Source organism: Dactylosporangium sp. NPDC051485 (genome assembly GCF_040682015.1).
In the GTDB taxonomy this organism is placed as follows: domain Bacteria; phylum Actinomycetota; class Actinomycetes; order Mycobacteriales; family Micromonosporaceae; genus Dactylosporangium.
This window is the reverse complement of sequence record NZ_JBFAZW010000072.1, coordinates 22,467-43,463: the sequence shown is the minus strand read 5'-3', so window position 1 is coordinate 43,463 and position 20,997 is coordinate 22,467. Positions and strand designations below refer to the sequence as shown.

The 20,997-nt window shown below is 70.1% G+C and carries 20 protein-coding genes; 9 read left to right on the top strand and 11 right to left on the bottom strand.

The window, feature by feature from the left end; translation table 11 throughout:
* Nucleotides 1–390: 390 nt before the first annotated feature.
* The 4 genes from AB0M46_RS33605 to AB0M46_RS33590 all read right to left on the bottom strand — a co-directional run bounded on the left by AB0M46_RS33605 (nucleotide 391) and on the right by AB0M46_RS33590 (nucleotide 4,984).
* A complete protein-coding gene (locus tag AB0M46_RS33605) occupies nucleotides 391–2,418 on the bottom strand; it encodes a cell wall-binding repeat-containing protein (protein ID WP_363342713.1) in 2,028 nt (675 codons plus the stop codon).
* A gap of 416 nt (nucleotides 2,419–2,834) precedes the next feature.
* Nucleotides 2,835–3,488: a response regulator transcription factor gene (locus AB0M46_RS33600; RefSeq protein ID WP_363342711.1), complete on the bottom strand. Its 654-nt coding sequence runs from the start codon at nucleotides 3,486–3,488 to the stop codon at nucleotides 2,835–2,837.
* A complete protein-coding gene (locus tag AB0M46_RS33595) occupies nucleotides 3,485–4,600 on the bottom strand; it encodes a histidine kinase (RefSeq protein WP_363342709.1) in 1,116 nt (371 codons plus the stop codon). Before AB0M46_RS33595 ends, AB0M46_RS33600 begins: the two co-directional genes overlap by 4 nt.
* A 12-nt stretch (nucleotides 4,601–4,612) precedes the next feature.
* Nucleotides 4,613–4,984, bottom strand: a complete 372-nt coding sequence (locus AB0M46_RS33590) for a hypothetical protein (RefSeq protein ID WP_363342707.1) — start codon at nucleotides 4,982–4,984, stop codon at nucleotides 4,613–4,615.
* 213 nt (nucleotides 4,985–5,197) lie between these two features.
* On the opposite strand from AB0M46_RS33590, the gene AB0M46_RS33585 reads away from it, so the two are divergent.
* Entirely contained in the window at nucleotides 5,198–6,748 is a 1,551-nt protein-coding gene (locus tag AB0M46_RS33585; RefSeq protein ID WP_363342705.1) for an MFS transporter, read from the top strand.
* Nucleotides 6,749–6,810: 62 nt separating this feature from the next.
* On the opposite strand, the gene AB0M46_RS33580 is transcribed toward AB0M46_RS33585, so the two are convergent.
* Nucleotides 6,811–7,965, bottom strand: a complete 1,155-nt coding sequence (locus AB0M46_RS33580; protein ID WP_363342703.1) for a HAMP domain-containing sensor histidine kinase — start codon at nucleotides 7,963–7,965, stop codon at nucleotides 6,811–6,813.
* Entirely contained in the window at nucleotides 7,962–8,618 is a 657-nt protein-coding gene (locus AB0M46_RS33575; protein ID WP_363342701.1) for a response regulator transcription factor, read from the bottom strand. Before AB0M46_RS33575 ends, AB0M46_RS33580 begins: the two co-directional genes overlap by 4 nt.
* 129 nt (nucleotides 8,619–8,747) lie before the next feature.
* Between AB0M46_RS33575 and AB0M46_RS33570 the strand changes: the two genes are divergently transcribed.
* From AB0M46_RS33570 to AB0M46_RS33555, 4 genes are read left to right on the top strand one after another with little or no spacing between them, the layout of a single operon-like run.
* Nucleotides 8,748–9,335, top strand: coding sequence for a hypothetical protein (locus AB0M46_RS33570; RefSeq protein WP_363342699.1), 588 nt, complete (start codon nucleotides 8,748–8,750; stop codon nucleotides 9,333–9,335).
* On the top strand, nucleotides 9,332–10,402 hold the full coding sequence (locus tag AB0M46_RS33565) for a peptidoglycan-binding domain-containing protein (protein WP_363342697.1): 1,071 nt from the start codon (nucleotides 9,332–9,334) through the stop codon (nucleotides 10,400–10,402). The genes AB0M46_RS33570 and AB0M46_RS33565 overlap by 4 nt, the downstream gene beginning before the upstream one ends.
* Entirely contained in the window at nucleotides 10,399–11,058 is a 660-nt protein-coding gene (locus tag AB0M46_RS33560) for an ABC transporter ATP-binding protein (protein ID WP_363342695.1), read from the top strand. The genes AB0M46_RS33565 and AB0M46_RS33560 overlap by 4 nt, the downstream gene beginning before the upstream one ends.
* Before the next feature lie 10 nt (nucleotides 11,059–11,068).
* Complete coding sequence (locus tag AB0M46_RS33555; protein ID WP_363342734.1) at nucleotides 11,069–12,274, top strand: ABC transporter permease; 1,206 nt, start codon at nucleotides 11,069–11,071, stop codon at nucleotides 12,272–12,274.
* Between the two features lie 117 nt (nucleotides 12,275–12,391).
* Here AB0M46_RS33555 and AB0M46_RS33550 read toward each other — a convergent pair whose 3' ends face one another.
* Both AB0M46_RS33550 and AB0M46_RS33545 read right to left on the bottom strand, forming a co-directional pair.
* Nucleotides 12,392–13,321, bottom strand: coding sequence for a hypothetical protein (locus AB0M46_RS33550; RefSeq protein WP_363342693.1), 930 nt, complete (start codon nucleotides 13,319–13,321; stop codon nucleotides 12,392–12,394).
* 450 nt (nucleotides 13,322–13,771) lie between these two features.
* The gene (locus AB0M46_RS33545; protein ID WP_363342691.1) at nucleotides 13,772–14,779 is read right to left on the bottom strand and encodes a YafY family protein; all 1,008 of its coding nucleotides are present in this window, start codon (nucleotides 14,777–14,779) and stop codon (nucleotides 13,772–13,774) included.
* Nucleotides 14,780–14,866: 87 nt separating this feature from the next.
* Here AB0M46_RS33545 and AB0M46_RS33540 point away from each other — a divergent pair, with 87 nt between their 5' ends.
* A complete protein-coding gene (locus AB0M46_RS33540; protein ID WP_363342689.1) occupies nucleotides 14,867–15,265 on the top strand; it encodes a VOC family protein in 399 nt (132 codons plus the stop codon).
* A 922-nt stretch (nucleotides 15,266–16,187) separates the two neighbouring features.
* Here AB0M46_RS33540 and AB0M46_RS33535 read toward each other — a convergent pair.
* A complete protein-coding gene (locus tag AB0M46_RS33535) occupies nucleotides 16,188–16,703 on the bottom strand; it encodes an SMI1/KNR4 family protein (protein WP_363342687.1) in 516 nt (171 codons plus the stop codon).
* A gap of 237 nt (nucleotides 16,704–16,940) precedes the next feature.
* Here AB0M46_RS33535 and AB0M46_RS33530 point away from each other — a divergent pair, with 237 nt between their 5' ends.
* Nucleotides 16,941–17,423 (top strand): SigE family RNA polymerase sigma factor, encoded by a 483-nt coding sequence (locus AB0M46_RS33530; protein WP_363342685.1) that lies wholly within the window; start codon nucleotides 16,941–16,943, stop codon nucleotides 17,421–17,423.
* Between the two features lie 23 nt (nucleotides 17,424–17,446).
* Nucleotides 17,447–18,211, top strand: coding sequence for a hypothetical protein (locus tag AB0M46_RS33525; RefSeq protein WP_363342683.1), 765 nt, complete (start codon nucleotides 17,447–17,449; stop codon nucleotides 18,209–18,211).
* A 72-nt stretch (nucleotides 18,212–18,283) separates the two neighbouring features.
* Here the strand turns inward: AB0M46_RS33525 and AB0M46_RS33520 are convergent, their stop codons facing one another.
* Together AB0M46_RS33520 and AB0M46_RS33515 are read right to left on the bottom strand one after the other, a co-directional pair.
* On the bottom strand, nucleotides 18,284–19,105 hold the full coding sequence (locus AB0M46_RS33520) for a hypothetical protein (RefSeq protein WP_363342681.1): 822 nt from the start codon (nucleotides 19,103–19,105) through the stop codon (nucleotides 18,284–18,286).
* Between the two features lie 78 nt (nucleotides 19,106–19,183).
* Complete coding sequence (locus AB0M46_RS33515) at nucleotides 19,184–19,684, bottom strand: SigE family RNA polymerase sigma factor (protein WP_363342679.1); 501 nt, start codon at nucleotides 19,682–19,684, stop codon at nucleotides 19,184–19,186.
* 454 nt (nucleotides 19,685–20,138) lie between these two features.
* Here AB0M46_RS33515 and AB0M46_RS33510 point away from each other — a divergent pair, with 454 nt between their 5' ends.
* A complete protein-coding gene (locus tag AB0M46_RS33510; RefSeq protein ID WP_363342677.1) occupies nucleotides 20,139–20,939 on the top strand; it encodes a leucine-rich repeat domain-containing protein in 801 nt (266 codons plus the stop codon).
* The last annotated feature ends 58 nt before the right edge of the window (nucleotides 20,940–20,997 follow it).

The following is a 20,997-nucleotide window of genomic DNA, read 5'->3' as shown; positions in this document are numbered from 1 at the left end:
CGGATACGCTGACCCCGTCGAACGACATAAAGCGTTGCGTTTCAGCACGCCCGGAGTTGACTTCAAGTCAATCGCTCAACGGATAGAGCATCTGACTACGGATCAGAAGGTCGGATCGCCAAGACGGCTCCTCGGTGCCCCGCCTACCGATCCAGCAAAGAACGTTGGCCAGCGCGGCCGTCGACCGCCTCGCTGATGTCGATCGCGTACCCGCTGCTGTTCCTCGTCCTGCTCAACACTCGCGCCGCGCGGCTGGTCCCGCTACCGCACCTAATGACCGGCGCACATACTGCGTCTGTCTGTGTGACCTACCCGGCCGCCGACGCCGAGGCCCGTCCGGCCGACCAGTGCGGTCGGAAGTCCCAGTAGGGCCTCGGCGGGTGACTGGTCCTACTGCTTCACCATCGTCTTCTTAGTTTTGAGGCCCGGGGCCTTGTCCGACGTGCCCTTCGGGCTGCGGGTCTTCGGGTCCGTCGCGGCGAGCGACTTGGCCTGGGCCTTCGCCTGCAGCGAGTTTTCGGGCGTGGTCTCGCTGGTGGTGTAGTGACCCGGCAGTGAGAAGGCGTTGCCGAGCTGCGGGACGAGGTTGGGTGACAGGGCGTTGGGACCGCCGATGAGCACCACGTCGGCCATGGCCGCCGAGTTGGCGGACAGGTAGTCCGAGACCTGGTGGTCCAGGCTGTTCGGCGCCGTGAGCAGCAGCGGCCCGAAGTTCGCACCGATCATCGCGCCACCGGTGAGGGCGTCGTACCACGACGTCATCGTGGCGATGCCGGCGTAGCGCGGCGAGCCGAAGAAGAACTCCGCGATCATCCGCGCCGTGTCCTGCGCGGTCTGGCCGACGAGGTCCCAGCGCCCCCACTGCAAGCCGACCCAGCTCGGCAGCTGTCCCCGGTTGTAGGCGTTGATCAGGGCCCGGTCGGCGGGGCCGCCCGCGGTGACGATGTCGACCTGGGTCGGGTTGAACTTCCTGAGGTACGCGACCGTCTCGGGCGTCAGCATGTCGCCGGCGGTCAGCACGATGACCGTGCCCGGGTTGGCGCCGGCCGCCGCGCCCGCGGCGAGGGCGTCGTAGTAGTTCAGCGCGGTGGACAGGATGATCGTGTCGGGCGTCGTGGTGATCGCGTTGGCGACGGCGATGGCCGTGTCGAAGAGGCTCTCGCCGGCGACGCGGTGGGTGGTGTACCCGAGGCTCTTGAGCCGGTTCTCGATCGGCGCGGGGAGGGCGGCGGTGCCGCCGAGCAGGTACACGTGGCCGGAGTTGCCCAGCACGCGCTTGATCTCGGCCTCGACACTCGCCGACAGGCCGTCGCGCGGAGTGATGAGCAGCGGGGCTTCCTTGTTCACGGCGAGTGCCGAGCCGGACAGGGCGTCGTAGTACACGTCGTTGCGGGACAGCACCACGGCCTTGGCCTGCGTGAGGCCGGTGCCCGTCTGGCCGTGGCCGGCGTAGTTCCACCGCGACGTCGCGATCGCGGTGTCCAGGGCCGTCTGCCCCCAGACCCGCTCGACCAGGCCCGACTTGACCGGCTGCCACGTCGGGAAGGCGCCGACGGCGACCACGGGCGTGACGACCTTGCTCGCGACGTTGATCTTCTTGATGCCGGTGGCGGTGAGGTGGCTGGTGGCGCTGGCGAACAGGATCGTCGAGCCGTCCGGCGACCACTTCGGCTGGACGTTCCACGCGCCGGCCGCCGCCTCGGTGGTCAGCTGGACGGGGTTGGAGCCGTCGCTGCCGGCCAGCCACAGCTGGGCCTTGTCGGTTTCGTAGTCGCTGCGGACGAAGACGATCTGCGACCCGTCGGGCGAGACGTCCGGGTCCCAGCCGTCGGTGAGGATCCTCTGGGGCCCGTTCTGATTCTGACTGTCGAAGCGGATGATCCAGTGACTGTTGAATTCGGCGAATTGGTCGTAGTAGATCGTCCCGTCCACGGCCACGGTCGGCCGGTCGGCCTGGGAGGCGGAGGCGACAAGCAGCGCCGAGTCGAACCAGTTGCCGCCCGTGCCGACGTACCGCAGGCCGGTGTTGAGGTCGCTGAAGACGACGAAGCGGCCGTCCTGGGTCACCGTGAGGTTCCGCGCGGAGTGGGTCGGCACGTCGATCAGCGACACCATGCCCGTGCCGTCGGGGCGCACGGAGTACAGCTGGGAGCCGCTGCCGAAGAAGAACCGGCTGCCGTCCGGCGCCCATTCACCGCCGCTGACGTCACTGTAGGCGAGCTCGCGTGCATTGGCCCCGTTCGCGTCAGCGATGTAGACCTTGCCGAACGCGCTGTACGTGATCTTGCCGACCTCGCCGGGAAGCGTCGCCGAGGCGGCCCGCTCCGTCGCGGACATGACGAACGGTGCGGCGGCGGTCGTGGCCGCGGCGGCAGCCACCGCCCGGAGCATGCCCCGGCGGCTGAGCGTGGATGACAAGGCGTTTCCTCCCCGAATACGTGTTACGCCCCCGGGCGTACGGCGTGGGCGCCAGCCGCGCGGAAGGCGACCCGAAGTGTAAGGCCGAAGATCTTGAGAAAGATAGGCCGAGCGGCACCACGCCGCGGCTCTGCCGACCTGCTCAAGCACTGATCTACTCAATGGCGGGGAAGTCGCCGTCGCGGTCAACTGGCGCGCACGACCAACGGGCGGACGGTGGTGTCGGCCCGCGAGCCGGTGGGACGCGGTGATGGAAGGTCGGGAATGACGCCCGGCAGTGGTCCAAGCCGCCTCGCCACCGACTCCGGGGGTATGGCAGTCGTGACCCGCCGTGGCTGTTCCGCGCGGCCGCGCCGGGACGCGGTCACCACAAGCTTCTGTTCACGGAGCCGGCTGCAACGTATCTGGTCACCGCACTAGGCGATGAGGCCGGACTGGTAGGCGAATACCACCAGTTGGGCTCGGTCGCGGGCGCCGAGCTTGATCATCGCGCGGCCGACGTGGGTACGGGCTGTTGCGACGCTGATGCCGAGCCGTTTGGCGATTTCGTCGTTTGCCAGGCCCTCGGCGGCAAGGACCATGGTCTCGCGTTCGCGATCGGTGAGGGTGCGCAGTTGCGGGTGCGGGGTCGTGGCCCGCGGTGCGAGGGTGACGAACTCGCGGACCAGGGTGCGGGTGACTGACGGCGACATCAGCGCCCCGCCGTCGGCAACGGTCCGGATGGCGCGTAGCAGATCTGCGGGACTGGTGTCCTTGAGCAGGAAGCCGCTCGCGCCGTGGCGTAGCGCGTCGAAGACGTATTGATCATGTTCGAATGTGGTCAGTACGATGATCCGGGTTGCGGCCAGCTCGGGGTCGGCGGTGATGCGGCGGGTGGCCTCAAGTCCGTCGATGCCGGGCATTCGGACGTCCATGAGAACGATGTCGGGGCGGGTCCGGCTGGCTGCCACCAGCGCGCCGAGTCCGTCCGCGGCCTCGCCGACGCAGGCCAGGTCGTCTTCGTTGTCGATGAGTGTCCGCAGCCCGAACCGGACCAGGTCCTGATCGTCGACGATGAGCACGTTGATCATGCTGGAGTTCCGATCGGTAGCCGCGCGTGTACTTCGAATCGTTCGGCCACCGGACCGGCGGTGAACTCGCCACCCAAGGCCTCGACCCGGGCTCGCATGCCCGCGATGCCCGAGCCGGCGCCGGTGATCGTCGCGCTGGTCCGCGGGTTGACCACGGCGATCGTGATGCTGTCGGGCTGGTACCGGACGGTGACCTCGGCCCGGTCACAACCGCCGTGCCGGAGAACGTTGGTGAGGGATTCTTGCACGATGCGGTACGCGGCGAGGTCGACGGCGCCCGTTACCGGGTGGTCCGCCGCGCCGGAGACGTTCAGGCGGACGTCGATGCCGGCGTCGGCCATCCGCCGGCCCAGCTGTTCGAGGCTGGCGAGACCGTGCGGCGCAGTTCGCTCGTCGTCGGCCCGGCGGACCACGGCAAGTGTGGCGCGCAACTCGTCGAGAGCCTGCTGGCTGGTACGGCTGATCGCGGTCAGGGCCGCCTGCGCGTGGTCGGGCTGGCGCGCCATGACGTGCAGGGCGACGTCGGCCTGCATCTTGATGGCGACCAGGCCGTGGCCGACGATGTCGTGGACTTCCTGCGCCATGCGCAGCCGCTCTTCGTCGATGCGTTGGCGGACGACCTCGGCTCGTGCCCGCTGCGCGGCGTCATGCCGCAGCCGTAGACCGTATCCGACGGTGGCCGGCACGACGGTCCAGGCGGCGACCGGCGCAACGCCGAGCCAGCCCAGCGGTCGGTCCGAGGTGAGCAGGTGTACCAGCATCAACCCGAGCGCTGCGGCGGAGCACCACAGCGCCGGCCGCAGCGGCCCGTGCCGGGTCGCGCTGTACACGGCAAGCATGAACACGACCAGGATGGGACCGTACGCGTAGCCGGCCATGAGGTACCCGGAGGTGCACAGCGCCACCCCGGCGAGCGTGGTCAGGGGGCGCCGGCGGCGAAGCGCCAAGCCCAGCGTCGCGGCGACGACCAAGGCGTAGCCGGGCAACCCGATCGGCACAGCCTGGCGAAACACCCCGTCCGCGACCGCGGTGGCCGCGGCGCAGGGCACGGCCAGCAGGCATGCGGCGGCCAGGTCCACCGCCAGCGGCCGATCAAACATCCAGCGCCCCACGCAACGATCCTCTCAGCGCCGCACGGCCGTCACGTATCGCGCACGCGTGGCGAGTACCCCGAAAACCAAGGCTCCGAGCACGCCCGTCAGTTGCACGACCTGCCCCACCATCACGGTCACGCCGGCATGGCCGGTCAGGTTGTCCAGGCCGGTCGGGCTGAGCAGGAATCCGACCGTCACGAACGCGCCGAGCACGGCGCCCACCACCGGCACCCACCACCACGGCGCCGCCGCCACGAAGACCGCACCGACGAGCAGGATCACGATCCCCGGCGGTACCGCGACCGGGAACTTCACGCCGCCGGCCCACAACAGCCCGATCCCGCATGCTCCCACGACGAGAGCACCCACCGTGACCCACCGCAATGCCGCTGCCGATCTCATGATGACCTCCGCATATCGCCGCCGCGGCCACACCCGTTTTCGGCACGCTGTGCCGGCGCCGTGGCCGTGCCAGGGATGCTTCCACCAGGAAGCGGGTTGCTCGTCCACCGTGAAGCGGCATGCGGCCTACGAAAATTGCCGTAGCGCCAGGGGTAAATCTCTATTTAACCAATAGGCTTTGACGAGAAAGCTGCGGTTGCCTACGCTTGGCTCGTGTCGGCCCACGCGAACTCACCGGCCCGGACTCGGCCGGTGGACGCCGGCCCGTGGTCGGGCCGGGCCGAGCTGGGGCTGCTGGCCTGCTGCGTCGGCGCCGGGTTCGCGACGCTGTTGGACTCGGCGGTGGTCACCTACGCGGTGCCGTCGCTCGGTACCGAACTGGCAGCACCGACCAGCGGGGTGCAGTGGTTCCTGTCCATCTACTCGCTGACGTTCGGGCTCGGGCTGGTTCCTGGCGGGCGGCTGGGCGACGCACTCGGGCGCCGCAGGCTGTTCATCCTCGGGCTCGTGCTGTTCGCCACCGGTGCGCTCGGGTCGGCGATCGCGCCGGGCATCTGGTGGGCGGTCGCCGCGCGGGCCCTGCAGGGTTCGGGTGCCGGACTGATCAGCGCGCAGGTGCTTGGGATCATCCAGGACAGGTTCACCGGGCTGCAGCGGGTGCGTGCGCTGGCTGCCTACACCGCCGCCGGGGCGGCCGCCGCGGTGGTCGGGCCGCTCAGCGCCGCGCTCGTGCTCGCGGTGGTACCAGGCGGCCTGGCCTGGCGGGTGGTGCTGGCCCTGAACCTGCCGTTCATCCTCGCCACGCTCCTGCTCACGATGCGGTTCATTCCCGACCGGGCGCGCCTGGCACGGCGGCCGGATCTCGACTTGCCGGCGATCACCCTGGTCGCCGCATTCGTACTGCTGGTCACCGTGCCCGTGGTCGACCCTGGCATCGAGGGCGGCCGACTATGGGGCATCGTCGGCGTGTGCTGCGTCCTGGTGGTGGCGACCGGCCTCTGGGAGCGCAGTTACGCCGCCCGCGGCCGGACCCCGCTCTTCGTCCCCGCGCTCATGACGTCGCGCGGGTTCGTGCTCGGCAATCTGATCGCGCTGCTGTGGTTCGGCGGTCTGCTGGCGCACTCCACGGTGCTGACCATCTACCTGCTGCAGGGCCTCGGCTGGAGCCCGCTGCTGGTCGCGGCCGCCCTGATTCCGGGCGCCCTGGTCCGGGTCGCCGCGTCCTCGCTCAGCTCGCGCGTCTACGCCCGCCTCGGCGCGCGGACCCTGCCGATCGCGCTCGCCGTCCAGGCGGCCGGCTTGGCGGCGCTGGTCCTGGTCTGTACCACGTTTACTCAGGCGCCGTTCGTCGCCGCGATGGTGGCGATCGAGATCGTCCTCAGCATGGCCTCGGCCGTCTTCGAACCGCCGATGCGGGCGATCACGCTCGGCTTCGCGTCCGTCGCCCACCACGGCGTCGCGGCCGCCTTCCTCCAGCTGACCCAACGGCTGTCGGCGACCTTCTGCGTCGCCCTCGTGACGGGTGTCATGCTCACCGCGGACCTGCGCACGGTCACCGCCGACGGCCTGCAGCACGGCGTACTGATCTGCTTCGGCCTCGTCCTGGTCGCCTGCGTCCTGTCTTTCAGTCCGGCCCTGCGGGCCACCGCGCAAACTCACGGCGCGAGCCCGGACGGCGCCCACGCGATCCGAGCCGCACGCGCCGATCCCGGGCTGCAGCAGGAGCATCCCGGCGACACGTCGGTCCGATGCCCGGCCGGCTGACCGGCCGGCACGCCGTCCACAACGACTGCGTCGTCGGCCCGGACTCCCTGGTCAGCACCTCCCTACTCGACTATGCGATCGTCCTGGGGTGCCGTGGGCAGGAGCACGGTGACGACCAGTCCGCCGCCATTGCGCGGCTCGGCGTGCACCGTCCCGCCGTGCGCACCCGTGACCGCCCGCACGATGGACAGCCCGAGTCCCGCGCCCGGCGCCGCGGCCCGCTCCACGCCGAGCCGTCGGAAGGGCTCGAACAGGTTCGGGATCTCGTACCGCGGCACGACCGGCCCGCTGTTGGCGACGCTGACGAAGACGGTGCCGTCGGGGCGGGTGCCGCTGGCCGCGCGGACCCAGCCGCCCGCCGGCAGATTGTGCCGGACCCCGTTCTCCACCAGGTTGTACACCAACCGCTCCAGCAGCACCGCGTTGCCGGTCGTCGGTGCCTCGCCCGCGTCGACCGTCACGTCGACGCTGTCGTGCGGCAGGACCGTGGCCACGTGCGACACGACGTCGGCGAGGTCCACGAACGACCGGTCAGTGACCGTGCGCTCGGAGCGGGCCAGCAGCAGCAGACCGTCGATGAGCCGTTCGTGCCGGGCGTTGACGGCGAGCAGCGTCTGGCTCAGTTGTCGCAGCTCCGGCGACGCCGTCGCGGGGTCGACCGCCACCTCCAGCAGCGTGCGGTTCAGCGTCAGCGGGGTGCGCAGCTCGTGCGAGGCGTTGGCGATGAACTTGCGCTGGCCGTCGAAGGAGTGGTCGAGCCGCGCCAGCATCAGGTCGAACGTGTCGGCCAGCTCTTTCACCTCGTCGTGCGGGCCGTCCAGCGCGATCCGTTCGTGCAGGCCGCGGTCCGGGGCGTTGGCGATCCGCAGGGCGGTTTCGGTGACCCGGTGCAGTGGCTGCAGCAGCCGCCCGGCGACGAGCCAGCTGAACGCGAGCGCCGCGGCGAGGATCACGGTGAGCGCAAGGCCGCCCTGAGTCAGGAACGCCTTCAGCGCGCTGTTCGTGACGTCGCCCTGGATCTGCTTGACGTACATCGAACTTGCGCCCTGGCCCGGCGCGAGCATGGGCGGATGCGCCTCCCCCTCCATGAAGACCACGTCGCTGGCGAGCCGCTGGTGGACCAGCAGGTAGGTGATGCCGAGTAGCAGGAGGCCGGCGAGGAGGACCAGGCCGCCGTACACCAGGGTCAGCCGGGCCCGGATGGTCATATGTCTCATGCGAGGCGGTACCCCACTCCCGGTTCGGTCAGCACCACCGGCGGGTCGCCGAGCTTGCGCCGTAGCTTGAGGATCGTCATCCGCACCGTGTGGGTGAACGGGTCGGCGTTTTCGTCCCACGCCTTCTCCAGCAGCTGCTCGGCGGAGACCGCGGCGCCGTCGGCGCGCAACAACTCGGCGAGGACGGCGAACTCCTTGCGGGACAGCGGGACGTAGCGGCCGTCGCGGTACACCTCGCGGCGGTGTGGGTCGAGCCGGATCCCGGCTAGCTCCAGTACCGGCGGCGTGGCGGGGCGGGCCCGGCGTCCAAGGGCCGTCACACGGGCGGCCAGCTCCCGGAACGCGAACGGCTTCGGCAGGTAGTCGTCGGCGCCGAGCGCCAACCCGGCGACCCGGTCGTCGATGTCGGCGGCGGCGGTGAGCATCAGCACCCTGGCCGCGGACTCCCGCTGGGCCAGCGCCCGGCAAACGTCGTCGCCGTGGACGACCGGCAGGTCGCGGTCGAGCACCACGACGTCGTAGTCGTTGACGTCGAGCCGCTCCAGCGCGGCGCCCCCGTCGTGGACCACGTCGACCGCGTGCGCGTCGCGCCGCAGCCCTTGCGCCACCGTCTCGGCCAGCAGCGGCTCGTCCTCGACCACCAGTATCCGCATGGACCCATCGTCCCGCGCCCGGCTGTCAACTCGGCGTCAACGTTTCCGGTTACGGCCCGGTGACGCGCCGGCGGCTTGACTGCGGCATTGGCGGCCGGCGTCCGTCCGGCCGCGCCAGGAGGAGACATCATGCGCATCAGGACAGCGCTCGTCCTCGGCCTGCTGCTGGTCCTCGGCGGCGCCGGGTGTTCCCGCGGCAGCGACCGGGACGACGGCGTGGCCACGGCGAACGGCGGGGCGAAGTCCAGCGCTGGCCCCACCGCCACGCTCAGTCGGGACCCGCAGCGCGACCAGGAGAACATGCTGAAGTTCGCGGACTGCATGCGCGGGCACGGCATCCCGATGGAAGACCCGCAGATGGACGATCACGCTTTCCAGATGTCGATCCCCCAAGGCATCGCCAAGGAGAAGGTCGACGCCGCACAGAACGCGTGCAAGCAGTACCTGCCCAACGGCGGCGAGCCGATGAAGATCGACCCGCAGATGCAGGAGAAGCTGCGCCAATTCGCCCAGTGCATGCGGGAGCACGGCGTACCGCACTTCCCCGACCCGTCCGAAGACGGCAGCGTCATGATCGACGGCAACAACCTCGGCGTCGACCCGCAGGGCGAGGAGTTCAAGAAGGCCGAGCAGCAGTGCCAGCAGTACATGCCGAAGCCCCAGGGCGGCGGGGAAGGCGGGCAGAAGACCAGCACCAACGGCGGAGCCGGCGCATGAGCCGGCGCAGGCGCGGGCGGGCCGGGAAGGTGGTCGCCGTCGCGACGGCGGTAGCGGCCGTCGGTGCGGCCGCGGTGGCCGGGTTCGGGCTGCCGGACCGCGGCAGCGAAGCACAGACCCGATCGCAGACACCGGCGAAGACGGCGCAGGTCACCAAGCAGACGCTCGTCGACACGCAGACCGAGGACGGCAAGCTGGGCCACGGCGACACGACGACGGTCGTGGGCAAACTCCCCGGTACGGTCACCGAGCTGCCCGCGGTCGGCGCGTCCCTCCAGCGCGGACAAGCCGTCTACCGGGTCGACAACACGCCGGTGGTACTGCTGTACGGCGCCCTGCCCGCCTACCGCACGCTCGCGCCGGGCGTGAAGGGCGCCGACGTCAAGCAGTTCGAGCAGAACCTGGCGGCGCTCGGCTACACAGGCTTCACCGTCGACGAGGAGTACTCGTCCTCGACCGCCGCCGCCGTGCGCAAGTGGCAGGGCGACCTCGGCCTCACCAAGACCGGCACGGTCGACCTCGGCCGGGTGGTCTACGCGTCCGGCCCGGTCCGCGTCGACGAGCGGAAGGCGGCCGTCGGCGACCCCGCCGGCCCCGGGGCGACGCTGCTCACCTACACCGGCACCGTGCCCGTCGTCACCGTCGAGCTCGACGCGGCCGACCAGCGGATGGCCAAGTTGGGCACCGCGGTCACGGTGAAGCTGCCCGACGGCAAGAACGTGCCCGGAACGATCAGCCAGGCCGAGACCGTCATCAAGCCCGCACAGGGCAACAACGCGGCGGTAACGAAGATCCAGGTCACCGTCGTGCCCGACGACCCGCAGGCGTTCGCCGGGCTCGACCAGGTCACCGCCGAGGTAGGGTTCACCGCGGACCGCAAGGAGAACGTGCTCGCCGTGCCGGTCGCGGCGCTGCTGGCGCTCGCCGAGGGCGGGTACGGCCTGCAGGTCGTCGACGGGGCCACGAACCGCATCGTTGCGGTGCGGATCGGCATGTTCGCCGCGGGCAAGGTCGAGGTGAGCGGCGACGGGATCAGCGACGGAACCGTGGTGGGGATGCCGTCATGACCCCCGTCGTGGAGCTTTCGGAGGTGACGAAGGAGTACCCCGGCGGAGTCGTCGCCGTCCGGGACGTCAGCCTCACCGTGGAGGCGGGGGAGCTGGTCGCCATCGTCGGCCCCTCGGGCTCCGGCAAGAGCACGATGCTCCATCTCATCGGTACCCTGGACCGCCCGTCGTCGGGAACCGTGCGCATCGACGGGCACGAGATCGCGGCGCTGAAGGACCGGCAGCTGTCGGCCCTGCGGGCGCGCCGGATCGGGTTCGTCTTCCAGCAGTTCCACCTTGCGCCCGGCCAGCCCGCGCTGGACAACGTGGCCGACGGCCTGCTCTACGCGGGCCCGTCCCGCGCGGAGCGGCGCCGCCGGGCCGAGGAGGCGCTGCGCCGGGTCGGGCTCGGCGACCGGCTCGACCATCTGCCGCACGAGCTGTCCGGCGGGGAGCGGCAGCGGGTCGCCATTGCCCGAGCGGTCGTCGGCGAACCGGCGATCCTGCTCGCCGATGAGCCGACCGGAAATCTCGACTCCGCATCGGGGGCTGGTGTCGTACAGCTGCTGCGGGAGCTGCACCACGCCGGAGCGACGATTCTCGTGATCACCCACGACCAGGAACTGGCGTCCAGCCTGCCCCGGCAGGTCGCCATGCGCGACGGGCAGGTGGTCTGACGTGACGACGATCCATCCCAAACCGCTGCAGCCGGCCCGGCTGTTCCTCACCGACGTGATCCGGGTCGGCGGCGCCGGGCTGCGCACCCGGCGACTGCGGGTGTTCCTGTCCGCACTGGGCATCGCGATCGGCATTGCCGCGATGACCGCCGTCGTCGGTATCTCCTCGTCCAGCCGCGCCGAGCTGGACCGGCAGCTCGCCGCGCTGGGCACCAACCTGCTCACCGTCGCACCGGGCAACGACCTGTTCGGCGGCGGCGCGACGCTGCCCGACGAGGCGGTGCCGATGATCGCCCGGATCGGCCCGGTGACCGAGGTTGCCGCGACTGGCAAGCTGTCCGGCCTGCACGTGTACCGCAGCGACCACATCCCGGCGGCGCAGACCGGGTCGATCTCTGTACAGGCTGCGCACCTCGACCTGCCGCGCACCGTCGGCGCCACGCTGGCCGACGGTGTGTGGCTGAACTTGGCGACGGCCAGGTACCCGGCGGTCGTGCTCGGCAACGCGGCCGCCCGGCGGCTCGGGGTCGTTTCGGTGGGTGACGGCGTCCAGGTGTACCTCGACCGCCGCTGGTTCACCGTGATCGGCATCCTGGAGCCGGTGCCGCTGGCCCCGGAGCTCGACGCGGCAGCGCTCGTCGGCTGGGACGCGGCGAAGACGTACCTCGACTTCGACGGGCACCCGACGACCCTCTACACCCGGTCCCGGGACGCCTCCGTCGAGGCCGTCCGCGCAGTGCTGGCCGCAACCGCGAACCCACAGTCGCCGAACGAGGTGAAGGTGTCCCGGCCCTCCGACGCGCTCGCCGCCCGGCAGGCGACCGACCGTACCTTCACCGGCCTGCTGCTCGGCCTCGGCGCGGTGGCGCTGCTCGTCGGCGGGGTCGGCGTGGCGAACACGATGGTCATCTCGGTGCTCGAACGCCGGGCCGAGATCGGGCTGCGCCGGGCCCTCGGCGCCACCCGGGGGCAGATCCTGCTGCAGTTCCTGTCCGAGTCGCTGCTACTGTCCGCGCTCGGCGGGGCCGGCGGCGTGGTGACCGGGATCGGGGTGACCACCCTGTACGCCGGCAGCCGCGACTGGCCCGCCGTCGTACCCCCATGGGCGACCGCCGGCGGGATCCTCGCGACGCTGGTGATCGGCGCGATCGCCGGTCTCTACCCGGCGGTGCGGGCCGCCCGGCTCGCACCGACCGAGGCGCTCGCGGCGCCCTGATCCTTCGCGAACCGGTACCTCGCGAGCAGGCGCTCCAGGTACCGGTCCGCCGGGCCGGCTGGTGGGTGCCCGGTCAGTGGGCGAGCTTGCACCCCTGGGGTGCCGTCCGGCGCCCGGTCATTGTGGGTAGTCGGCCGGGTCGACCTCGTCGGTGTGTGCGTTGCCGCCGGCGGACGCCTTGAGGGTGATTTCCCAGGTGGTGTACTGCCTGCTGGTGGTCTTGAAGTCGATGGGCTCCGTGAACTTCGACAGGTCGCAGTCGCGGGTGAAGCCGGCGACGCCCGCGTCCCAGTCCGCGCCGCTCGCCAGGTAGACCTGGTAGCTGCCGTCCCGTACGCGCTTGACCTTGAACGTTTGGCCGGCCGAGACGTAGACCGTCGTGGCGGCGACCTTCGCGCCGTTCGGCACGAGGCTCACCACGACGTCGGTTTTGGCGCCGCTGTTGTTGATCGTGAACTCGCCGGAGCCGTTGAGCGTGCCCTTCTTCACATACGTGCCGTTGGCCAGCTTGCGGTCCTGTTGGGCGGCGGGCGCCGGCAGCCACGCGCCGAAGGTGAACGTCGTCCCGAAGGCCTTGACCGCCTCTCGGACCTCGTTCGCCGCCACCGAGCCGGTCACCTGCGCGACCGCCGAGGAGCCGGCACACACGTCGCCCCGCCGCACTGTCCGGGCCAGGTCGCTGAAACCATTGCCGGCCGACGTGAACGCCCGCATGAGGTGCTCGTGGCCGGCCTTCGCCTCCGGGGGCGCGGTCAGGTACGCCAGCCGGGCCTCGCTGTCCTTGGTCGCCTGGGCCAGTGCCCCGGCCGCCTCGGACGTCGCGGTCCGGTTGCCCGCCCCGACAACCTTTTGCCACGCCGGCCCGAGCAGACCGTCCACCTCGGTGAGGATTGCCTGGTATTCGGCAACGGACATCGGCTTCGGCGGGTTCGAGGGCTCGCTCGAGGCCTTGCCCGCGTCCTTGGCCGTGGCCGAGCTGTCCGTTCGCCGATTACCGACGGCAACGAACGCGGCAACGCCACCGGCGGAGCACAGCAGCAGGAGCACGACAACGACAACCCCGACAACCAGCCCGGTCCTGGACCGCTTCGGCGCCACCGGCGCTCCGGCCGGCCAGACTGCGCCGGGACCGCCGGCGTACCCACCGGGCCCCGGCGCATTCCACACCGGCACCTCACCGGTCGGCATCCCGGGGCCAGGCATCCCAAAGCCGGGCGCCGCGGGGGCCGGCATCCCGTACGTCGGAACCGCACCCGTCGGCATCCCGGAGACAGGAACCCCGGACGTCGGTACCGCAGCGGCCGACGGCATGCCCGATGCCGGCATAGTGGCGTCAGGCTCGCTCGAACCGGGCTGGTCCGGGCTCGGCCCGACGGGGGGCGGTGGCGTCGTCACGCGAGCACGGTACAGGTCCAGAGGCACATGCACGACCCCGGTTTTCAGCACGAACACCAGCCAGAGCCGGCCATCCAACCGACGTACCGCCCTTACCCTTGATCACCTCGGTCCCCAGGCGGCGATCGCCTCCTGTGGAGACGTTGCGGCTGCACATCCGGCGATGCGGTCCGTCCACGCGCGCACGATGTCGCGGAGTTGCGCAGGCTCCCGCACGACGAATGGCAGTCCGAGCCCGGCCAGGACGCCGGGAACCCAGTCGAGTCGCTCCGCCCGCAGCCGTACGAGAACCCAGTCCGGGCCGTCTTCGGCATCGGGTTCGACGCTGGCGATTCCGTGTGGCAGAGCCGCCCGTACCTCGTCGGCGGTGCCCTGCACGGCGACGGCGACCTGATGCCGCCATGGCGTGCCGGCCAGGCTCGTCAGGACCACGTCGGCGGGCTGGAAGCCCTCGGGCACCGCGAAGGTGCCGTGCGCGATGCGTACCTGCACGATGCGGTCGAGCCGGAAGGTACGCAGTTCTCTGGATGCGGAGTCGGTGCCGGTCACATACCAGCGCCCGGAGTGCGTCACGAGCCCATAGGGATGCACAGTGCGCTCGCTGCGGCGTCCGGTGCGGTCGGTGTAGCTGATGACCGCGGGCTGGTGCTGTCGCGTCGCTTCCGCCAGCCGCAGCATGACCGAGGCCTCCGGCGTCGGCACCGCACGCCCCGGTGCGGTGAAGTCAGTGGTCGCCAACAGTGCATCGAGCCGGGAGGCCAGCGCTTTGGGCAGTACCCTGCGCACCTTGGCGGCTGCGGTTGTGGCCGCTTCTGGCGATGTCGGCACCAGGCCGGCCCGGCGGCCTGCCACCAGGCCGAGCACGACGGCAAGTGCTTCCTCATCGGTCAGCATGAGCGGTGGCATCCGGAATCCGGGCGCCAGCCGATATCCGCCGTAGCGGCCGCGTACCGATTCGACCGGCACTTCCAGATCCAGCAGGTGCTCGGCGTAGCGGCGTACGGTGCGCTCGTCGACGCCGAGCCGTTCAGCCAGGTCAGAAGCGGTATAGGTGCCGCCGGCCTGCAGGATCTCGAGGAGGGCGAGCACCCGTGCGGTCGGCCGTGTCATGGTCAGATTCTTCCTCAATACCGGGCGGATTGTGCCCGGTATCGGGCCTAGCGTCTTGCTTGCCAACCCGCAACGAGGAGCAACGTCATGAAATTCGTGTCGGTCCGCATCATCACAGACCAGGTCGGCTGTCTCACCGAGTTCTACGAGCAAGTCACGGGCCAGACCGCCCGCCGGTACACGCCTGACTTCGCTGAGATCGTTCTGCCGGGAGCGACGCTGGCGATCGGCAGCACCGCAACGGTCAAGCTCTTCGGCGAAGGCTCAGCCGAGCCGGCCGCCAACCGGACGGCAATCATCGAGTTCCGCGTGGACGATGTCGACGCCGAGTTCGCCCGGCTGCGCGACATCATCGGCGAGTTCGTTCAAGACCCGACCACAATGCCCTGGGGCAACCGATCACTGCTGTTCCGCGACCCCGACGGAACGCTGGTCAACCTATTCACACCGGTCAGCGCCGAGGCGATGGCCCGCCAGCAGCACTAGACCGTCACCACGCGGAGAGCGTCGAGCTACCACCAGGGCCGGGCCGCGGTGCTAGGAAAGTGCCGGCCAGCGATCGAACTCTAGACGCCCCGCCGGGGAGGGCATTTCCGGTCGACCGGCCGGGCGCCCGTATCGCGGCATGAGCGTGCACCATTTGACATTGTCGTTACCGTTCGGGGCGGTGATTCTGGGCGGGCTCGGGGATAATTAATGGCATGGGGCAGCTGTCATTCTTCAGTCGCGCGGAATTGGCTGACATGCGTGACCGGTCCAGGTCTCGGCGGTATTGTCCGGCAAGGGAGCAGTTCCGTCGGGAACATGAGCGGCATCGAGCGTGGGGCCTTGCTCAGCGGCACGCCGCGAAGCTACGCCGCATCCATGGTGGCGTCCCGCCGGTGACCGCGGCCGACGATCGGCGGCCCGACCCGGCCCCCGCGTCCGACCCGGCCCCTGCGGCGGTCCCGCCGACGCTACCGCCCGAACAGGCCGAACACCCCGCCGACCGGGTCGCCGCCGACCACACCGATCCCGCGCCGCCGGACCTCAAGGGCGGCGCGGCAGAGTCCGGGCGCGCCCGCGCGGGCCGTCGCGCACCAACGCCACCGCCGCCGTCACACCGGCCCGCCGGTGCGGCAACGCGTCGAACAATCGGCCGCCATCCGCGCTCATCGGCGGCGTATCGCAGCCGGTTCTTGCATCTGCCACGTCCGGCCGGCTGCCAATTCCGCCGAAGCCTGCGAAAGGTCGCACACCATCCCAACGCGCCACCGGCGGAGCATTGCAGCGAATACGCACCGACCAAGAGCTTGACTCAGAACGTCTTACGCTGATGAGCGGATGCCTGGTGCGGGTATCGCATGCGAGGAGCGTTGGAGGCGAGAACCTCAAAGAGTCAGTCCGCGACGCCTGTCCCGATCTGTGTTCACTGCGCCGTTGTGTCGATCAGCAAGGTCAGCGCTTGGTGCAGCGATTGGGCGGCGACAACGATTTCCGCAAGCATGCGGTGCAGGTCCCCCGTACATTGCTGTGCGATTGCTGTCAGCTCGGGACTGGGAACGATGATGCGGTTGATGCCGTCGACTGTCTCCAGTGGACCGACGCCGTTAGCGAGTAGCCACAAGTAGTCGCCGAGGTCCGCAGCGATCACGTGCAGTTCGCCCTCGGAGCCGAGGAACACGATCGGCTGTGTCTCGATCGGCTTGTCAGGCTCGCGTACCCAGAATGCGGCCAGCCCACCGGAGCTGTCTTGCCCGAAGACTCGGAACGGTGCAATGACAGCCGCCGGGTTGCCGGTCCAGGACTGCCACCACTGAGATGTCTCGACGGACCACATGAACTCGTCGTAAGGCTCGAAGTCGTGGCTGTCATGGTCGGCCGAGAAACCCTCAGCGTGTGCTGCAACCAGCGGGGCCGGCAGCGTACGGTCCTCGTCCTGCACCAGCGAAGTCTATGAGGGTTGCCTTGAGCGAATCGAGGATGACCCCGCCAACGAAGCAACACCGAACATTCGACCAGCGCGACCAGCGCATGTCCGGACACACGCGATCAAGCGCGACCGGACATTGGCGGCGTTGGCCGGGTCGAACGCGAGACACAGGGAATCCGTGACGGCGTGCAACCCCGCGCCGGGGCGGCGCGGTCGTACGGCTGAAACCCCCGGCCGTTGGAGGTCCGCTTGTCCAGATCCGACGACGAGTTCCACGCGTTCGTCGCCGAGCGCCTCGATCGATGGCGAAGAAGCGCCTATCTGTTGTGCGGCGACTGGCACCTCGCCGACGACCTCGTCTCGCAGGCATTGGTCAAACTGCACCGGAGCTGGTCGAAGGCGCGCAGCGCCGACAACGTCGACGCGTACGCCCAGAAGGTGCTGACCCGGTGCTGGCTGACCGAGCGGGGGCGCCGCTGGCGCCACCTGGAACAGACGCACTCCGACCCGCCGCCCCGGTCGTACCTGCCCGACGACCGGGTGGTCGACCGGCTGCCGCTGGCCGACCTGCTCCGCTCGCTCGGGCCACGCCAGCGCGCAGTGCTGATCCTGCGCTTCTACCTCGACCACTCGGTCGAGGAGACCGCCGAGATCCTCGGCGTGTCCCCCGGAACCATCAAGAGCCAGTCGGCACGCGCCCTGAATCAGCTCCGCATCGGAACGCCCCGATGACCCACCCACTGGAAGGAACGTTGATGCAGCAGTTGTTCGACGAAGTGATCGGCACGCTGCCGCCCACGGTCATCGACTCGCGGGCGATCGTACGCCGCGATCGCCGGGTGCGCGCCACGCTGTGGAGCGCGCTCGGCACCACCGCGATTGCGGCCGGGCTCGCGGTGGTCGTACTCGCCACGGGCACCGGGCCTGCCGGCACGCCACTGGTGGGCGCGCCACCGGCCGACGCCTCGGTCCTCCCGGACAACCGCCTCCAACTGCGGTCGGCGACGCGTGCGGAGGCGCAGGTCAGTGCCGGCCCGCTCAAGGCCGCGCTCGACGCGGCCGTACGGGCGGCGGTGCCGTCGGCACAATGGGACCCGAAGGGCTTCGACATCACCGTCATCGACTACGTGTCGCCGTTGGGATGGATCGGACCGGCCGAGGTCACGAACGGCGGAGCGAGGGGCAGCGTCAACGTCATGCTGCACGGCTTCTCCGCGTCCATGACGATCGATCCGCTGACCTGCGCGACGCTCGCGGCCGTTCCCGACAAGAAGGCAGACGGGCTACGAGGCGACAACCCAGCCTCGGCTCCGCCGTGCGTCGATGCGAAAACGGCGTCCGGCAAGCCGGTAGTCACGTACACGGTGAACAGTAAGGATGTGAAAAGGTTCGAGGTCCGGATCGGGCTCGCAGACAACCGGGTCATGACCGTCACAAGCGGCGGTGACGACAAGACGCCCGCCCTGACCCTCGACCAACTCGTCCGGATCGCACAGGAGGCGACCGACCGCATCAAGTGATCAATGCGAGGGGACGAGTTGCGCGCCGGCCATCGCGCGCAACTCGTGCCTGCACGTAAGGCGGCCGTCGCGTCAACCGCCCGCGACGGCCGAGTGCGGTTCGGCGGTCAACCGGCTGTCGCGCCCGGTCGCGACGAGCTGCTCGAGGGTCAGCACCGGGTCGGCCTGGCCGCCTTGGTTATCCGCCGCGAGCACGATCGACTGGCCGTCGGGGCGGTCGACGATCACGAAGTTGGAGCGGATGCCGTTCGCGTTGGTCACGCGCTGCAGCACCTTGGTCCCGTCGGCCTCGGTGTGTACGTTGCACGGCCCGGTCTCGCCCTGCGCGAAGCACTCGTTCGGCGGGTGAAAAGCCGGCCCCCGGGTGCCCAGGTTGACCACGAGTCTGCCACTCCGTCCCTGAAGCTGCAGGTTCGCCTCGGCGCGGTAGCCGTCGCTGGCGATCGTGTCGGTCCACATGTACTTCGGGTTGAACGCGTGGGCCGGAATAACTACGCCGGGGGTGTGGGCCGTGATCGCCTGCGGGAGTTTCTGTGCCAGGTACATCTCCACGTAGTTCGCCCGGTCCCGCGCCACCGGGCCCTTTGGCTGGGAGGTCCCGCTCGCGCCGACCCCGGACGGCGGCCCTGGGCTGTCGACGACAGACGGGGCGGCCACCGCCGCGCCGTTCGAACCGGCGCCGTTGCCGCGGGGACCGCCGACACCGCTCCCGCCGGTCGAGCCGCTGGCGAGCACCACGGCGGCGCTGACCGCGGCGGCCGTGGCGGCGCCGCCCGAGCCCACCGTGGCCAGGCGGCGCACGACCGCGCGGCGGCGGCCCCGGGCGATCACCTTGTCCACGTCGATCGGCGATGGCGGTACCACGCCGATCGCCGCGTCGAAGTCATCGCGCATCATCACACCTCCGGTGCGTTCGTGTACAAATCAGTTCTGATGCCCGCTCGGGGTGGTCGCAACGGGCGCAGACGGCCGTCATCCCCCCACCTGCGACGGGTCGGGCAGCGCCGCTCGCAGGGTGTCCAGGGCGCGGGCCGTCTGGCTCTTCACCGTGCCGGGCGAGATGCCGAGCACCTCCGCCGTCTCCTCGACCGAGTGGTCCAGGTAGAAGCGCAGCACGAGCACCGCCCGGCGGCGTTTCGGCAGCGAACGGAGCAGGGCCAGCAGGTCCCCGTGTTCACCGCGCGGGGGCACGGCGACGTCCGCCACCTCCGGCAGCTGGTCGGCGGTGACCTCGCGCCGCCACGGGCGCCGGCGCTCGTCCAGCCAGGCGTTGACCAGCATCGCCCGCACGTACGCGTCGGTGTTGTCGGCCTGACGGGCCCGGCGCCACTTGTCGTACAACTTGGCCAGCGTGGTCGAAACCAGATCGTCGGCCGTGTGCCAGTCGTGGCACAACAGATAGGCCGTGCGCCGCAGGACGTCCATCCGCAGCGTGACGTACTCGCGGTACGCCGCCTCTTGGGATCGCTGCACGTCCCTCCCTTCCTATGTCTCTACATTGCGGGACGGAAGGACGCGGCGATCAGGTTGCTTTTTGTCAGTAGCGCGGCGCGAGCCGACGGTTCGTCTGCCCAGCTCGAAGTAGCGCTGCCCTCCTCGCCGACACCACCGTCGAATCGCGCAGCCCCGCTCTGGTAGCGGGATGAGGTCGTGGTACCGGCGTCTACTTCGTCCGACTGGGCCGCTGTGTGTGGTTCTGGTTCTTGACCGTCGGGGGGCTTCGGGGCGGCCGTGATGAGCGTCTTTCTTGTTGCCAATGCGCAACCTCGCGGGCCGGGAGGCGGTCGGGACTCCTGCTGGAATGTCGTGGACCGGCGCTCGGCGCCCTCGAACATCGCTACTTGCGCTGATCAAGCCCGCTGTGGGCGTTTGTCGCTGGACGGCGATACGTCACGGGGACGCTGGTACCCATCGATATGCTCCTCTGATGGGCGCGGACGAGATCACACCACGGGTGTTTCCCAACCGGTTCGCGGACGCGGTCGGACCTACGGTGAGCGGGCCTGACCGGGATAGATGCCGGTGCGTCGGTTACTCAGCCGAGACGCGGCCGCCGATCGTCTCCTTCCACAGGGAGCGGCAGGACACCTCGGCGCCGGGCTGGCGGCATCTGCTGGTGCTGATCGATGAGGCGGCGGCGGACGGGCGGACGGTGTTCAAACCGTTCGTGGAACTGAGCGCGCCCGAGCGGCGGCAGATCGTCACTCTGCCGCCAGCGATCGCGAAGCTGACCGCGGTCAAACATCTGGTGTTGTACGGCACGAACCTGGTGCGCATTCCACCTGAGATCGGGGCCATGACGAGTCTTGAGGTGTTCGAGCCCTACACGTCGCACCGATTGCATTGGTACCCGTACGAGCTGACCAGATGCGCGAAGCTTGCCAATAGCACGGTGAGCACACGCGTCCTGTACGGCAACTTCAAGTTCCGGCCGGCGTTTCCGGCGCTGCGGCCGCTGACCGGCGCTGGGGAGGTGGACCTCGCAACGCTCGATCCAGGCGTGTGGGGCGCCGACGCGGTGCGGTCTTGCAGCGTCTGCGGCGGGCCGGTCGACCACGAGCTGCGCCAGGTCTGGATCTCTCGCAGGGTCGGCACCGACGTGCTGCCGCTGCTGGTCAATGCATGCTCTGCAGGGTGTGTGGCGGCACTGCCGGAGCCGCACAGCGGCTACGTCCCGACCCCGCACACCGGCGGCCCGGACGTTGTGCAGCCCGCCGCCAGGTGGTGAGGTAACGGCCGCGAATCCCAAGGTCAGGCAGAGAAGTTCCCGCGGGACGAGCGCCTGC

What these genes read in the sequence shown, in the direction of transcription:
- AB0M46_RS33600 (WP_363342711.1), bottom strand. Translation starts at nt 3,488, where the DNA reads ATGATCAACGTGCTCATCGTCGACGATCAGGACCTGGTCCGGTTCGGG.
- AB0M46_RS33590 (WP_363342707.1), bottom strand. Translation starts at nt 4,984, where the DNA reads ATGAGATCGGCAGCGGCATTGCGGTGGGTCACGGTGGGTGCTCTCGTC.
- AB0M46_RS33580 (WP_363342703.1), bottom strand. Translation starts at nt 7,965, where the DNA reads ATGAGACATATGACCATCCGGGCCCGGCTGACCCTGGTGTACGGCGGC.
- AB0M46_RS33575 (WP_363342701.1), bottom strand. Translation starts at nt 8,618, where the DNA reads ATGCGGATACTGGTGGTCGAGGACGAGCCGCTGCTGGCCGAGACGGTG.
- AB0M46_RS33570 (WP_363342699.1), top strand. Translation starts at nt 8,748, where the DNA reads ATGCGCATCAGGACAGCGCTCGTCCTCGGCCTGCTGCTGGTCCTCGGC.
- AB0M46_RS33565 (WP_363342697.1), top strand. Translation starts at nt 9,332, where the DNA reads ATGAGCCGGCGCAGGCGCGGGCGGGCCGGGAAGGTGGTCGCCGTCGCG.
- AB0M46_RS33560 (WP_363342695.1), top strand. Translation starts at nt 10,399, where the DNA reads ATGACCCCCGTCGTGGAGCTTTCGGAGGTGACGAAGGAGTACCCCGGC.
- AB0M46_RS33545 (WP_363342691.1), bottom strand. Translation starts at nt 14,779, where the DNA reads ATGACACGGCCGACCGCACGGGTGCTCGCCCTCCTCGAGATCCTGCAG.
- AB0M46_RS33540 (WP_363342689.1), top strand. Translation starts at nt 14,867, where the DNA reads ATGAAATTCGTGTCGGTCCGCATCATCACAGACCAGGTCGGCTGTCTC.
- AB0M46_RS33525 (WP_363342683.1), top strand. Translation starts at nt 17,447, where the DNA reads ATGCAGCAGTTGTTCGACGAAGTGATCGGCACGCTGCCGCCCACGGTC.
- AB0M46_RS33520 (WP_363342681.1), bottom strand. Translation starts at nt 19,105, where the DNA reads ATGCGCGATGACTTCGACGCGGCGATCGGCGTGGTACCGCCATCGCCG.
- AB0M46_RS33510 (WP_363342677.1), top strand. Translation starts at nt 20,139, where the DNA reads ATGGGCGCGGACGAGATCACACCACGGGTGTTTCCCAACCGGTTCGCG.